A 13,757-nucleotide genomic window follows, 5' to 3' on the forward strand; every position below is an offset into this window, starting at 1 on the left:
TCAGTCGTGTGCACCGGGATAATCGGCGTCGAGCACGAAGGGGTAGGGGCCGGGATAGCGTTCGACATAGGCCATGTGGCTGACGAGCCCGGTGCCGGACCGATAGCTGTGCAGGTAGTAGGCCGGCGGCTCCATGTGGAAGGTTGCCGGCCCCTCGGGCGCGAGGTCGAGCGTGACCTGATGCGTCACGCTCGGCGCGATCTGCGCGATCGTGCCGGCGAAGCGCGTCGTGATCGGCCGGTGATGGTGGCCGCAGACGATACGCTCGATGTTATGATGCCGGCTAACAATGGCGCGGAAGCCGTCGGCGCCGTCGAGCAGGCGGATGCGGTCCATATGGACGATGCCGCAGTCGAAGGGCGGGTGGTGCATGAAGATGACGGCCGGCTTGCCGTTTGCCCCGGCGAGTGCGTTCTCCAGGAAGGCGAGGCGCTTGTCGCAGAGCGCGCCGGCGCTCTGGCCCGGCAGCAAGGTGTCGAGGCCGATCAGCCTGATGTCGCCGATATCGGCGCTGAACTGGACGAAGCCGTCGTCGAGAACCGCATGCGGCCCGAGCTGGAGGCCGGCCATCAGGGTTTCGCGGCGGTCGTGATTGCCGGGAAGCAGCAGCACGGGCACTTCGATGCGCGCGAGCAGGTTCGCCAGCAGCTCATATTCCTCGGCGAGACCGCAATCAGTGAGGTCGCCGGTGATCACCAGCGCATCCGGGCGCGGGCGCAGGGCGGCGACAACATCGAGCGCGCGCTCGGTCAGGGCGTTGGTCTCGGAGATGCGATAGGCCGGTTTGCCGAGCGGGCGGATGTGCAGGTCAGTGATATGGGCGATCAGCATGATGAGGATCCGGTAGGAAGTGCGGATAGCGCGACAGGTCCTCTCCCCCCTTGTGGGGGAGAGTTAGAGAGGGGGGTATGCCACCCTCGACATATGCCCAGCTTGGCGCGGAGAGCGCTGCTGGTGCGATACCCCCCTCCCAACCCTCCCCCACAAGGGGGGAGGGCTCGCGTCGAGGTCCCTTACTGCGTCGGCAGCTTGAGCGCGGTCTGCTCGACGTAAGGCTTCATGATCTCGTCGGCGGTCTTCTGCGCCGAGACCAGCGCCTCCTTTGGCCGCTTCTTGCCCGAGAGCACGGCCTGCAATTCGTCCTCGATCGCCTTGCGGACCGGAACGGTCTTGTAGGTCGCGAACCAGGGCTTGGCGTAGGCGAGCTGGCTGACGGCGATGCCGGCATCCGGATTCCTGGCGATGAATTCCTTCATCTCCGGCAGTTCGTAGGCGGCCATGTTCGGCGCGAAATAGCCGGTGGCGCGGCTCCACCAGCCCGACTTCTCCGGCGAGGTCATCCAGTTGATCAGGGTCCAGGCGGCCTTGCGGCGCTCGCCCTCGACGCCGGTCGGGATGACGAGCGAGGCGCCGCCGATCGGCACCTCGTTCTTCACGTTCCTGGGCACGAAGGCGACCTTGTAGGGGAACTTCGCGTTGGTGCGGATATGGGTGAGCGAGCCGGTCGAGAGCAGCACCATCGAGGCCTGGCCGGACAGGAAGGCGGTCGAGACCGCACCGCCCGCCTGCACGCCGGCGGGGTGAACCTTGTGCTTGGCGACGAGGTCCGACCAGAAGGTCAGGGCGCCGAGCATGGACGGGCTGTCGTAATAGACCTCGCCGCCGTAATCGACGTTGAACCACTGGCCGCCATTGGACTGGGTCAGGGCCTGCAGGATCCAGCCGCCATAGTCGTAATTGGACGGCGCGATGATGCCCCAGCGGGTGACACGGTCGCCTTCGCGCCTGGTCAGCTTCTTCGCGGCGGCAGCGAGCTCTTCCCAGTTCGAGGGCAGCTTCTCGGGATCGAGACCGGCTTCCTTGAAGTGCTCGGCATTGACGTAGAGCAGCGGCGTCGAGTTGTGGAAGGGCACGCCGTAGACCGAGCGGTCGAGCACCGCGTTGCCGTGCAGGGCGCGGAAGAACTGGCCCATATAGGCCTCGTTGGTCCTGCCGTCGGTCTTGATCAGATCGTCGAGCTTCTGGATCTCGCCCTCGATCTTGAGATCGAGCAGGAAATTGGCCGACATGATCACCGCTGCCGGCGGCTTGCCGGCCTTCATCGCGGCGCGGGTCTTGATCAGGGTCTCGTCATAGGAGCCGGTGTAGACCGGGGTCGCCTTGATCGCCGGGTTCTTCTCGTTGAACTCCTTGATCAGCGCCGTCATGTCGCGGGCGAGCTGGCCGTCGACCGGGACCGGGAAGAACAGCTCGATCTCCGTCGGTGCCTGGGCGAAGGCGGGTGCGACGGCGAAGGAGGCGGCCAAGGCTGCGCCGGCGAGAACCGATCTGCGGGTGGTGCTGGTCATCTTCTGGACCCCTTACTTGATGCCTGACGAGACGAAGGAATTGACGAAGGCGCGCTGGAACAGCGCGAAGGCGATCAGCAGCGGCGCGCTGACCATCAGGGTGCCGGCGGCGATGACGCCCCAGGCCTGCGCGCCCTCGGCGCCGCGGGTGAACGAGGCGAGGCCGACGGTGAGCGGGCGCAGATCCGGCGAGTTGATCACCATCAGGGGCCAGAGGAACTCGTTCCAATGGCTGGTGACGGAGACGATCCCGAAGGCGATCAGCGAGGGCTTCGCCAGCGGCAGATAGATGAAGCCGATGCGCTGCCAGACGCTGGCGCCGTCGATCAGCGCTGCGTCCTCGAGCTCGCGCGGGATCGCCCTGAAGGCCTGGCGCATCAGGAAGGTGCCGAAGGCGGAGGCGAAGTAGGGTGCCATTACGCCGAGCAGGCTGTCATAGAGGCCGAGTTTCGCGATCGTCGCCAGATTGGGCGCGATCAGCACGACCGGCGCCAGCATCAGCTGCAGCAGGAAGAGATAGAAGCAGAGCGTTCGGCCGGGGAACTCCAGCCGGGCGAAGGCATAGCCGGCCAGCGTGATCATCACGATCTGCCCGGCGAGGATGCCGAAGCTGATGATCGCGGTGTTGAGGCCATAGCGCGGGAAATCGGCCGAGGCCCAGGCTTCGGCGAAGTTGCCGAGCGTCGGGAGATAGGACGGTACCAGCGAGGCCATGCTGGAGCCGCCATAGGTGTGCGGGTTGAAGGCGGCGACCAGCATCCAGAGGAAAGGCGTGATCCAGAGGGCGGCGAGCAGCAAGGTCGCTGCGTAGCCGAGCCTCGGGGTGATCTCGCGGTTGGCGACGCCGCTCGAAGCTTCGATCATGGCTCGCGCTCCCCGAAAGAGCGCTCGAGCGTGCGCAGCGAGCTTGCGGAGATGACGAGCAGCAGGGCCAGCATCACGAGCGTGCCGGCGGCGGCGCGACCGGCATCGTAGCTCTCGACCGCCTGCTGATAGACGTAGAACAGCAGGAGATTGGTCGAGTCCGACGGTCCACCCTTGGTCAGGACGAAGACGTGGTCGACCTGGGTGACGACGTTGATCAGCCCGATCACCATGACGAAGCCGATGGTCGGCTTGAGATAGGGCAGGGTGACGTAGCGCAAGCGCTGCCAGGGATTGGCGCCGTCGAGGATCGCCGCCTCATAGGCGTCGGCCGGAACCGCCTGCAGCCCGGCCAGGAAGAACAGCATGTAGTAGCCGGCGTTCTTCCAGATCGTCAGGCCCATGATCGAGTACAGGGCGATGTCGGGATCGCCGAGCCAGTTCGGCCCCGAGATCGCGAGCAGGCCGAGGTGGTAGTCGAGCAGCCCGGCATTGGGCAGGAAAATGAACAGGAAGATCGAGGCTGCGGCGACGAGCGGGATCAGCACCGGCAGGAAGAAGAGCGAGCGGAACAGCGCGTTGACGCGGCTCGACCTGGCGAGCGCCATGGCGAATCCGAGCGCCAGAACAAGGCTCGGGATCACGGTGCCGAAGGCATAGAGCAGGTTATTGGAGAGCGCCTTGCGGAAGGCGGCATCGGCGAAGAGCGCCGTGAAATTGGCGAGGCCGACATAGGCCTGCGGGCCGCCGATCTTGACCTGGTTGTGCAGCGCCTGCCAGGCGACCTGAATCACGGGCCAGTATGTGAACAGCGTCAGCAGGATGAGCGAGGGGGCCAGCAGGCCGAAGGCCAGCATCGTCTGACGACGAGGCCGCCAGGCCGCGAGCCGCAGTGCCTGTGGCCTTGCCAATCCGTTCGTCAGAACCGTGTCCGCCATCATTCCCGCCTTCGCTGCGGGGTGATGGCGGTGCTGGACGACAGTCCGGTGAAGATCGGATGACGCTTCGGCGACGAAGCCGGTGAAATAGCGGGCGCCTGAACGCAGAACGGGCAGACCCTAGGGCCTGCCCGCTGTGCTTGGTGTCGAGGCTGCGACGTCAGGCGGCGCGACGTCGGAGACCCTCCGCCCCCTCAGCCGGGACGAGCGCACCCGTGGCCTTGAGCACGCCGCTCGCACCCTGGAGCGCGCCTTCGCGCAGCTCGAGGCCGAGGAAGCGCTCGCGCTCGACCGGGCCCGGCATGGCGAGACCGGCCATCGGCGCGGCCGAGAAGCCGAAGCGCTCGTAATAGGGCGCGTCGCCGACGAGCAGGATCGCGCCATGGCCGCGGCAGGCAGCGCGCCAGATCGCCTCGCGCATCATCGTCTTGCCGAGGCCCTCGCCCTGCAGTTCCGGCTCGACCGCAAGCGGACCGAGCAGCAGCGCCGGCTTGCCATTGGCTTCAACGTGCCAGAGGCGCACGGTCGCAACGACGGCGCCATCGCGCTCGGCCGTCAGCGCGAGGCCTTCGGCGGGCAGGCGGCCTTCGCGCAGGCGCTCGCTCGACTTCGACGTGCGGCGCTCGCCGAGGCAGCGGTCGAGCAGGGCCTCGCGGGCCGGAACATCGTTCTCGATCTCGTCGCGGATCGTGATCATGACGCACCTCCTGCCGGAGCGCCCGCCATCGCGCGGACCTTCCCGGCGCCGCGCGGACGCGGCCACAACATCAGGGATGAGGGAGATTGGGTTCGGCGGGAGCCACGCCCGCGCTCCATTCTTGGAGACGCGGACGCTCCGCCCGGTTTCCCGGGCAGCCTGCCGATAGGGTGGCAGGGCGCTTCGCCGAACCCGATTGGTGAGAGGGCGGAAGCTCCCGCCCTCGACGTCAGATGACGTACTGCTTCAGCGGCGGGAAGCCGTTGAAGGCGACGGCCGAATAGGTCGTCGTATAGGCGCCGGTGCCTTCGATCAGGACCTTGTCCCCGATCTCCAGGCTGAACGGCAGCATGTACGGGGTCTTCTCGTACATGACGTCGACCGAATCGCAGGTCGGGCCGGCCAGCACGCAAGGAACCGTGGCGTCGCCGTCACGTTCCGTGCGGATCGGGTAGCGGATCGCCTCGTCCATCGTCTCGGCCAGTCCGTTGAACTTGCCGATGTCGAGATAGACCCAGCGAACCTGGTCGTCCTCGCTCTTCTTCGAGATCAGCACGACCTCGGCCTCGATCAGGCCGGCTTCGCCGACCATGCCGCGGCCCGGCTCGATGATGGTCTCAGGCAGGCGGTTGCCGAAATGCTTCGACAGCGCCTGGAAGATCGCATCGCCATAGGCCGGGACGCCCGGGATCGGCCGCAGATAGCGCGCCGGGAAGCCACCGCCGAGGTTGACCATCGACAGCGAGAGACCGCGGGTGGCGCACTCCTTGAACACGGCCGAAGCCGAGGCCAGAGCCGAATCCCAGGCGTTCACGTTCGCCTGCTGCGAGCCGACATGGAACGAGATGCCATAGGCCTGGAGGCCGAGGCGATGGCCATGCTCGAGCACGTCCGCGGCCATTTCGGGCACGCAGCCGAACTTGCGCGAGAGCGGCCAGTCGGCGCCGGCGCCGTCGCAGAGAATGCGGCAGAAGATGCGCGCGCCTTCGGCCTTGGTGGCCTGGGCGGCACGGGCGATCTTCTCGACCTCGGCCTGGCAGTCGACGGCGAACAGGCGCACGCCGAGCTCCATGGCGCGGGCGACGTCGCGCTCCTTCTTGATGGTGTTGCCGAAGGAGATGCGGTCCGCCGTGGCGCCAGCCGCGAGCGCGAGCTCGATCTCGACGACCGAGGCGCAATCGAAGCAGGAGCCGAGCTTGGCCAAGAGGCGCAGCACTTCCGGCGCCGGGTTCGCCTTGACCGCGTAGAAGACGCGGGTGTCCGGCAGCGCCCGGGAGAAGGCGACATAATTCTCGCGCACGACCTCGAGGTCGATCACGACGCAGGGACCATCCTCGCGGCGGTCACGCAGAAATTCACGGATGCGCTCGGTCATGAGACGCTGCTCCTCTTCGGCGCAAGCGGCGCCGATACGACGTGTAGCCGTTCGAGTCGTTCGCGATCCGAGGCGCGATGGAGACGCCTTGGGATTGCGGACGAGACGTCCGGACCCGAAACACCGTCGATTGGGAGATTAACCCCGCACGCCCGGCAATGAAGGACAAGCCTCTTCGGTGTTGGCCTTTGGAGGACCAACGAGACCAAAAAAGCCCGCTCCGTCGTTGCTTTAAGCTGCGTCCCCCGTGGAGATTCGGGGTTCGCCGGTTTCGCCTCCGGCTGCCAGTCGCTGTTCGGGAGCGGCCCTCTTGCGAGAGCCGGGAGCGTGATTTGAGGGGATATCCATCCCCCTCCATCCGTTTCCCATCCCTGGCGGCTGTCCGGCCTCTTGTCCGGATGCCCACCGACCGGCACGCGGCCACAGGCACGTGCGAATTGGGTGAGCCCCATATACGGAGGGGGGACCCCGGCTTCAAGTTTTTTCTGACGGCCGGGACCGGATTTTTTACAGGACGCGCCGGCTGGAGCGTCCAACGACCGCACGCCTTCTTAACGCTGGTCCATGCGGGCCATGGCTGCGCCCTAGACCAGCCCCATTTCATCCCCTAAGTCGTTGGCGCAGCGCGTTTCGCGCGACGGGAGGCGATCGATCGGCCTCCAGCCAAGAGTTGTATCAAGTCGGGGCAAGTTTCGATCATGACGGTTACCGATCGCCGCCGGGTTTTGGCCGGGCTGAGCGCGGCATTGTGCGCCACCGCCGCGCCGCAGGCTTTGCTGGCGCAGCAGCCAGAGCAGGCGCCGCCGCAGCCGCGCTTCGGCTTCGAGGATGTCGTGCGCCGGGCCCGCGAGATCGCAGCTGTGCCCTATGAGGCCGGGCCTGCGCTGCCGGAGGTGCTGACGCGGCTCGATTTCGATGCCTGGCGCGAGATCCGCTTCCGGCCGGAGCGGGCTTTGCTAGCCCAGTCGAATTCCGGCTTCCGCATGCAGATGTTTCATCCCGGCTTCCTGTTCACCCGGCCGGTGACGGTGAACGTGATCCGCGACGGCGTGCCGACGCCGGTGCCCTATGCCGCCAATCTCTTCGATTACGGGCGGACCAAGTTCGACAAGCCGCTGCCGGTCAATCTCGGCTTCGCCGGTTTCCGCCTGCACTACCCGCTGAACGACCCGCGTGTTTTCGACGAACTGATCTCCTTCATCGGGGCGAGCTATTTTCGCGTGCTCGGGCGCGGGCAGCGCTATGGCCTGTCGGCGCGCGGGCTTGCGATCGGCGCCGGCATCCCCGGCGGCGAGGAGTTCCCGGTCTTCCGCGAGTTCTGGGTCGAGACGCCGACTACCGATGCCGACCGCGTCACGGTCTACGCGTTGCTCGATTCGCCCTCGGTGACGGGCGCCTATCGCTTCCATATCTATCCGGACGGCGACAGCGTGGTCGATGTCGGCGCGGTGCTGTTCCCGCGCAAGCCGATCGAGAAGCTGGGTCTGGCGCCTCTCACCTCGATGTTCTTTACCGGCGAGAACGACCGTCGCTTCTATGACGACTTCCGCACCGAACTGCACGATTCCGACGGGCTGCTGATCCATTCCAGCACTGGCGAGTGGATCTGGCGGCCGCTGCGCAATGCGCGCGTCGCGGCGTCGTCCTCCTTCGTCGAGCGCAATGTCCGCGGCTTCGGCCTGATGCAGCGCGATCGCGCGTTCGAGCACTATCAGGACCTCGACCTCGCCTATGAATTGCGGCCCTCCTACTGGGTCGAGCCGCAGGGCGATTGGGGGGAGGGCGTCGTCGAACTGATCGAATTGCCGACCACCGACGAGACCAACGACAACATCGTCGCGCTCTGGGCGCCGAAGACGCCGCTCGAGCCCGGCCGCGAGTTCCGTTTCGGCTACAAGCTGACGGCGATGGTCGATTCCAGCGACCTGCATCCCGGCGGGCGGGCGATCAACACTTATCAGGCCAAGCCCAAGGCGCTCGGCTCGGGCGAGCCAGTGACGGAGAACGCCCGCCGTTTCATCGTCGATTTCTCCGGCGGCGATCTCGGCTACTATCTGAAGCAGCCGGAAAAGGTCGAGATCGTGCCGTCGATCGCCTATGGCCGGATCAACCGGGCCTTCCTGGTGCCGAATCCGAAGACGGACGGCTTCCGCGCCTTCATCGACATCGTGGTCGAGCCCGGCCAGCTCGCCGAGATGCGCGCCTTCCTCAAGAGCGGCAGCAAGACCCTGACGGAGACCTGGAGCTATCCCTGGCGGGCGCCCGACGCCGGCTGAGGGCGAATACTCGCTGAAGCTTCATTCAGTTCTGCGGGGCGTCTCGGGCGACCGGAGGGAGACCCGGGACCCATTCCGGAACCTATTTCGGAAAGGCTCAGGAATGGATCCCGGATCGGCGCCGCTTCGCGGCTTGTCCGGGATGACCTGGAGGGCGTCCGATCAGAATTTGGGTGCCGTAACCGTGCGCGCCGGCTTGCGCCGCTTTTCGGGGGCGGCTGCGACGACCTCGATCTCGATCTTGAACTCCGGCAGGGTGAAACCGGAGACGATCATCAGGGTCGAGGCCGGCGGCGGGGTGCCGACATGAGCATCGCGCGATTCCATATAGCCCTTCATATGGGCGCGGTCGGTGACGTAGGCGTTGACGCGGACGATGTCCTTCAGCGTCATCCCCGCCTCGCCCAGGATCGCGGCGATGTTGGCAAAGCAGAGATCAGCCTGCTCCCTGACGCTCTCCGGGATCGTGCCGTCGGCCGCGATGCCGAGCTGGCCGGAGCAGAAGACCAGCCGCTGGCCGGATGGTAGCTCGGCGCCATGGCTGTAGCGGGCGAAGGGCGCGCGGATCGAAGAGGGGTTGAGCGGCTTCATCGGTCGATCCGGATGGCGGGGGCATCGTTCTGCCATGCCAGCTGCAAGCTGCAAAACCATGTTGCGACTTGACCGGTGCCCTTTTTGCAGCCTTGAACGCGCTCATGTCACGTTCAGACGCCAGCTTTCACAGTGCTCCGGATGGTCGGGGCTATCGAAATGACGGGGATGAGCTTGAGGACTTCTGCGCTGCTGCGGGCCGCGAGCCTGCTGCCTCTCGTGCTGCTGACCGCTTGCGCTGGATCACAGCGCTTCGGTGGATACGGCTCGGGTTCGGGCCAGGCCGTCGCCCGCGCGCCGGTCTATGGCGAGCCTATTCAGTCGGCGCCGCCGGTCCAGTCGGCCCCGATCACCTCCGAGCCGCTGCCGCCGCCGGGGGGCTACCCGAGCGCGCCGCCACAAGCAGGCGGTTATCCGGCCGGCGGTCCCGCGCCGGGGCCGGGCGGCCTGCCTCCTCAGAATGATCCGTTCTTCGATCCGCAGGCAGCACCGCCCGGCCAGCAGCCGCCGGCGCAGCGCCCGGTGGAGCCGGCCCCGCCTCAGGTCGCAAATGCCAATCCCGGCGCGACGCCTGGCGGCGGCTCGACGCGCAGCGGCGCGGTTTCCACACGCGACGGCGTCATCGGCAACTGGACGGCGCAGGAAGCGACCGGCGGCTCCTGCCGGGTGCAGCTCTCGAGCTCGCCTTCGCTCGACCTCTACCGCGCCAATGCCACGGGCTGCAGCAATCGCGACCTGCAGCAGGTCAACGCCTGGGATTATCGCGACGGCGAGGTCTATCTCTACCAGCGCGGCGGCGCGGTGGTGGCGCGCCTGCGCGTCGGCAGCGGCGGTGCCATGAACGGAGCCATCACGAAATCGGGCGCTGGGCTCTCGCTGAATCGATAGAGCGCGGCGTTGCCCTTCTCCCCCTTGCGGGAGAAGGTGGCCCGAAGGGCCGGATGAGGGGTCGCGCAGGTCTGGAAGGTTCGGTGAGTGCCTCGCGACGCTTATCATTAGTGTCGCGAGACCCCTCACCCCAACCCTCTCCCGCAAGGGGAGAGGGGGTAGCGCGTGCGCTTCAGGCGAGCGCTCAGTGCCGCGAGGCCGCTCGCCCGAACAGGGTCGAGGGCCAGAATTTGCGCTGCAGCGAGAGCGACAGGGTCGCGAAGCTGCGGGCGTTGTCCATCGCCTCATCGAGCAGGGTGAACGGCGTCGCTGCGCCGGTGGCGATCCGGCCCTCGACGTCATTATAGCCGCCGACCATCTCGGCTTCGAACTTGCGGGCGAGATTCCGCATCGCTGCGTTCTCCGGCAGGCAGGTCATGTAGAGCGTGCGGATGTTGCGATTGCGCGATGCCGTGATCAGGCGGCCGAACAGCGCTTCGCCGATGCCGCGCCGGCGCCAGTCGCGCTCGACGCTGAAGGCGGCTTCGCCGGTCTGGATGACGATCTCCTCCAGCCCACGCAGTTCAGCGGCGCCGCGGACCTCGCCCGCCTCGACATAGGCGTAGACGAGCCCGCCGACGCCGAAGGTGGTTTCGGCGTAGCTTTTCAGAAAATCATCCGTGACCGCCGTCCCGAAGCGCTCGCGCCGCGTTGCGGCATCGAGGCGAAGGAGATGGGCAGTGAAGAGATCGCGCTCGGCAGGCCAGAGACGCCTGACCTCGCCGTGCCTGGCCTTGGCGCCAGACTTGATCGAACGATTCAATTGCAACTCCTGTGAAAGCGCGGATGCGCTGCCCAAGGAGGCGAATCTTCCCTAACTCGGAGAGCAAGATGAGCCTCTGATCAGGGAATACAAGAGGCGCGATTGCGGCAATTTACGGCTAAACGCCTGTAAAAATGGCGGAAATGGTTATGCTTGTGCGCTAACGCCACATCGTGGCGATCGACGCGGCCAACGACAGCGCGAGCGCGACATTCAGGATGCGCCATTGCCAGGCGTGCCGCAGCAACCGTGCCAGCAGCAGGCCAGCGACGCACCAGAGCATCAGCGACAAAAGCGCGAGGATGCCGAAGACGGTGCCAAGCAGGGCGGCGAGTTCGGTGGCGCTGCGGGCGAGCCCGGCGAAGGACGCGGCGGCACCGAGCGTCATCGCCCAACCCTTGGGATTTTGCAGCTGGATCCAGAGCGCCCCCAGGAAGCTGGTAGGCCGTGCGATGCTGCGATCGAGATGCGGCGGGCCGCTGCGCGCGATTTTGATGGCGAGCCAGAGCAGATAGGCCGAGCCGGCGAGCTTCATCGCGAATTCGAGGGACGGCATCGCAAGCAGCAGCCCGGCGAGCCCTGCCGCTGCGGCGACCGCCATCGCTGCGAGGCCAATGGCGACGCCGATCATGAAGGGCAGGGAGCGGCGAAAGCCGAAATGCGCGCCCGACGCGGTGGCGAGCGTGGTGGTGGCGCCCGGCGTTACGGTCGAAACAGCGGCGAAGGCGATGAGTGGCAGGAAATGCTCGAATGCCATGGGCAGGCTCCAGAGGGGGCCTGCTGGATAGGTGCTCAGCTTGGATCATGAAAATGAATGTTGAAGCGATCTTGCATTACGATGTATAATGCAAGGATGCGCAATCTCGACCTTGAGCTGATCCGGGCCTTCGTCGCCGTCGCCGACCATGGCAGCATGACCATCGCAGGCAATGCACTGCATCTGACGCAGAGCGCCGTCAGCCAGCAGATCATGCGGCTCGAGCGAAGGCTCGGGCAGGTTCTGTTCCTGCGCGAGCGCCGCGGGCTGAAGTTGACGGCGGCGGGCGAGCGCTTGCTCGCCAAGGCACGCCGGCTCATTGGCCTCAACGACGAGATCTGGGCCGAGATGACGACCAGTTTCGGCGGCACAGTGCGGCTCGGCGTGCCCTATGACCTCGTCGGCGCAAGTCTGGCGCCGATCCTGAAGGGCTTTGCCGAAGCGAGCCCGCTGGTCGAGATCTCGCTGGTCTGCGCCTCCTCGCCGCAATTGCTGGAGGCGCTCGGCAAGGGCGAGGTCGATCTTGCCCTGGTCGAGGAGCCGCTCGCGACCGCGGGCGGCGAATGCCTCGGCATCGAGCGCCTGGTCTGGGTCGGCGCCAGGGCCGGCACCGCCCATCTGAAGCAGCCTTTGCCGTTGTCGCTGGTCGCCGATAGCTGCGCCTTTCGGCCGGCGGTGACCGAGGCGCTGGATGCGCAGGGGCGCGGCTGGCGCAGCGTGTTCGAGAACGGCAATATCGACGCGACCACGGCGACAGTCAGGACCGACCTTGCCGTCACCGCCTGGCTGGCCTGCACGGTTCCTCCCGATCTCGACATTCTCGGGCTTGAGGCGGGGTTGCCCGAGCTGCCGCCCTTCGCGATCACGCTGCATCTGTCGCGCTCTCAGCCCCCGGAAGCTGCGCACGAGCTTGCCCGTCATCTGCGCGCCGGCTGGCAGCGTTCGCGCCAGGCCGCATAGCTTGCCGGCCTCGCCGAGGGTTGCGGGCCGGGCCGCCCTGACGTAACCCCCAGGGACGACGTCTCATCCTGCCTCAAGGCCATGTCCGGCACGCTTCCCGAACGTTATGACGCCCTGGTCGCCTCCGGTGCGATCGAGCGCGATCCGGCGCAGGTCGCCGTCGTCAGGCGGCTGCAGGCGCTGTCCGAGACGCTTGCCAGCCGCAAGCTTGCGAAGAAGAGCAGCGCGCTCGGCTGGCTGTTCGGTCGCAAACAGTCGGCGCTGGACGGGGTCAAAGGTCTCTACATCTGGGGCTCGGTCGGCCGCGGCAAGACCATGCTGATGGATCTGTTCTACGAGACGGTCCCGGTCGCGGCGCGCCGCCGGGTGCATTTCCACGCCTTCATGGCCGATGTGCACGAACGCATCCACGCCTATCGCCAGGCGCTCAAGGCCGGAACGGTCAAGGAGCCGGATCCGATCGGCCCGGTCGCGGCCGAGCTCGCGGAAGAAGCCAGCCTGCTCTGCTTCGACGAATTCACCGTCACCGACATCGCCGATGCAATGATCCTCGGACGGCTGTTTACGGCGCTGTTCGCGGCCGGCGTGGTCGTGGTCGCGACCTCCAATGTCGAGCCCTCGCGGCTTTATGAAGGGGGCCTCAACCGCGCGCTCTTCCTGCCCTTCATCGAATTGCTCGCCAGCAAGGTCGACGTGATCAAGCTGGAGGCGCGCACCGATTTTCGGCTGGAGAAGCTCGGCGGGGCTCCGACCTATCACGTTCCCGTCGACGACAAGGCGCGGGCCGCACTCGACAAAGCCTTCAGCCAGCTCACCGGCGTGGCGCAGGGCGCGCCGGTAACGATCGATATCAAGGGCCATGAGCTGAAGCTGCCGCAGGCGGCCGGCGCGGTTGCGCGGGCGAGCTTTTCCGATCTCTGCGCCCAGGCCTATGGCGCCTCGGACTATCTCGCGCTTGCCCAGCGCTTCCATACGCTGATCCTTGACGGGATCCCGATCATGGACACCGACAGGCGCAACGAGGCCAAGCGCTTCATCATCCTGATCGACACGCTCTATGAGAGCCATGTGAAGCTCGTCGCCTCGGCTGCGGCGGAGCCGACCGGGCTCTACCTCGCACAGTCGGGCCGCGAGGCCTTCGAGTTCGACCGGACGGTGTCGCGCCTGATCGAGATGCGCTCGGAGGAATACCTCGCACTGCCGCATGGCCGGGCTGATTCGGCGGCGAGCGGCGATACGACCGGGCTGGTGGAGACCTGAC

At 66.6% G+C, this 13,757-nt stretch carries 13 protein-coding genes; 4 read left to right on the forward strand and 9 right to left on the reverse strand.

Annotated features, from left to right (window positions below; translation table 11 throughout):
• From ACSQ24_RS03485 to ACSQ24_RS03510, 6 genes are all read right to left on the reverse strand, one after another.
• Positions 1 to 831, reverse strand: a complete 831-nt coding sequence (locus tag ACSQ24_RS03485; RefSeq protein WP_436093341.1) for a phosphodiesterase — start codon at positions 829 to 831, stop codon at positions 1 to 3.
• 182 nt (positions 832 to 1,013) lie between these two features.
• A complete protein-coding gene (locus ACSQ24_RS03490; RefSeq protein WP_436093342.1) occupies positions 1,014 to 2,348 on the reverse strand; it encodes an ABC transporter substrate-binding protein in 1,335 nt (444 codons plus the stop codon).
• Between the two features lie 12 nt (positions 2,349 to 2,360).
• Positions 2,361 to 3,212, reverse strand: coding sequence for a carbohydrate ABC transporter permease (locus ACSQ24_RS03495; protein WP_436093343.1), 852 nt, complete (start codon positions 3,210 to 3,212; stop codon positions 2,361 to 2,363).
• On the reverse strand, positions 3,209 to 4,150 hold the full coding sequence (locus ACSQ24_RS03500; RefSeq protein WP_436093344.1) for a carbohydrate ABC transporter permease: 942 nt from the start codon (positions 4,148 to 4,150) through the stop codon (positions 3,209 to 3,211). Before ACSQ24_RS03500 ends, ACSQ24_RS03495 begins: the two co-directional genes overlap by 4 nt.
• A gap of 160 nt (positions 4,151 to 4,310) precedes the next feature.
• Positions 4,311 to 4,847, reverse strand: coding sequence for a GNAT family N-acetyltransferase (locus ACSQ24_RS03505; protein WP_436093345.1), 537 nt, complete (start codon positions 4,845 to 4,847; stop codon positions 4,311 to 4,313).
• Between the two features lie 229 nt (positions 4,848 to 5,076).
• Complete coding sequence (locus tag ACSQ24_RS03510) at positions 5,077 to 6,222, reverse strand: type III PLP-dependent enzyme (RefSeq protein ID WP_436093346.1); 1,146 nt, start codon at positions 6,220 to 6,222, stop codon at positions 5,077 to 5,079.
• Positions 6,223 to 6,920: 698 nt separating this feature from the next.
• Between ACSQ24_RS03510 and ACSQ24_RS03515 the strand changes: the two genes are divergently transcribed.
• Positions 6,921 to 8,498: a glucan biosynthesis protein gene (locus ACSQ24_RS03515; RefSeq protein ID WP_436093347.1), complete on the forward strand. Its 1,578-nt coding sequence runs from the start codon at positions 6,921 to 6,923 to the stop codon at positions 8,496 to 8,498.
• Between the two features lie 162 nt (positions 8,499 to 8,660).
• Here ACSQ24_RS03515 and ACSQ24_RS03520 read toward each other — a convergent pair whose 3' ends face one another.
• A complete protein-coding gene (locus ACSQ24_RS03520) occupies positions 8,661 to 9,089 on the reverse strand; it encodes a RidA family protein (protein ID WP_436093348.1) in 429 nt (142 codons plus the stop codon).
• A gap of 168 nt (positions 9,090 to 9,257) precedes the next feature.
• Between ACSQ24_RS03520 and ACSQ24_RS03525 the strand changes: the two genes are divergently transcribed.
• Complete coding sequence (locus ACSQ24_RS03525; RefSeq protein ID WP_436093349.1) at positions 9,258 to 9,977, forward strand: AprI/Inh family metalloprotease inhibitor; 720 nt, start codon at positions 9,258 to 9,260, stop codon at positions 9,975 to 9,977.
• 184 nt (positions 9,978 to 10,161) lie between these two features.
• Here ACSQ24_RS03525 and ACSQ24_RS03530 read toward each other — a convergent pair whose 3' ends face one another.
• Positions 10,162 to 10,779, reverse strand: a complete 618-nt coding sequence (locus ACSQ24_RS03530; protein ID WP_436093350.1) for an N-acetyltransferase family protein — start codon at positions 10,777 to 10,779, stop codon at positions 10,162 to 10,164.
• A 160-nt stretch (positions 10,780 to 10,939) separates the two neighbouring features.
• On the reverse strand, positions 10,940 to 11,536 hold the full coding sequence (locus ACSQ24_RS03535) for a LysE family translocator (protein ID WP_436093351.1): 597 nt from the start codon (positions 11,534 to 11,536) through the stop codon (positions 10,940 to 10,942).
• A 96-nt stretch (positions 11,537 to 11,632) separates the two neighbouring features.
• On the opposite strand from ACSQ24_RS03535, the gene ACSQ24_RS03540 reads away from it, so the two are divergent.
• Positions 11,633 to 12,496, forward strand: a complete 864-nt coding sequence (locus ACSQ24_RS03540; protein ID WP_436093352.1) for a LysR family transcriptional regulator — start codon at positions 11,633 to 11,635, stop codon at positions 12,494 to 12,496.
• 81 nt (positions 12,497 to 12,577) lie between these two features.
• Positions 12,578 to 13,756, forward strand: coding sequence for a cell division protein ZapE (zapE, locus tag ACSQ24_RS03545; RefSeq protein WP_436093353.1), 1,179 nt, complete (start codon positions 12,578 to 12,580; stop codon positions 13,754 to 13,756).
• Position 13,757 lies beyond the last annotated feature (1 nt).

The sequence above is a fragment of the Allobosea sp. LjRoot237 genome (assembly GCF_964253285.1).
GTDB lineage: Bacteria > Pseudomonadota > Alphaproteobacteria > Rhizobiales > Beijerinckiaceae > Allobosea.